Source organism: Bradyrhizobium sp. NBAIM08, assembly GCF_020193935.1.
Taxonomy (GTDB): Bacteria; Pseudomonadota; Alphaproteobacteria; order Rhizobiales; family Xanthobacteraceae; genus Bradyrhizobium; species Bradyrhizobium yuanmingense.
The window spans coordinates 1-456 of record NZ_JADYVR010000274.1; the positions used below are offsets into that span (position 1 = coordinate 1).

The 456-nt window shown below is 44.3% G+C and carries 1 protein-coding gene; it reads right to left on the reverse strand.

Annotated features, from left to right (window positions below; all coding sequences use genetic code 11):
- On the reverse strand, nucleotides 1–456 hold a 456-nt coding region (locus I6F37_RS39460; RefSeq protein WP_276573807.1), incomplete at both ends, for a histidine kinase dimerization/phospho-acceptor domain-containing protein.

Sequence of the window (456 nt, forward strand, 5' to 3'; positions counted from 1 at the left end):
GCGCATGGGGTCACCCAATAGTACCTTTGGAATGGTGTGATCATATTTTATTTCGAGTTTCAGGTTCTTTTCCTGGATCCGGGCTTCAAATAGGTGGATCATGTTTGATATGGAAGAAGCCATCATAAATGGTGTTTCCTCAAAGGTCATATTGCCTGATTCCACTTTTGCAAGATCCAGGATATCGTTTATCAGCACAATAAGTGCATCTCCACTTATTTTTATGGCTGTAAGGTATTCTTTCTGCTTTTCCTCGAGCTTGGTTTTCAGCACTATCTTTGTAAAACCGATAATGGCGTTCATGGGCGTGCGAATCTCATGACTCATGTTAGAAAGGAACTGCTGTTTGGCTTTTACAGCGTCTTCCGCGATCCTTGTGGCACTCTCCGCTTTCCTCTTGGCTTCTTCGGCTACTTTGGTGGCAAGCTCAGCCGAAACCTTTGCTTCGGTTAGCTC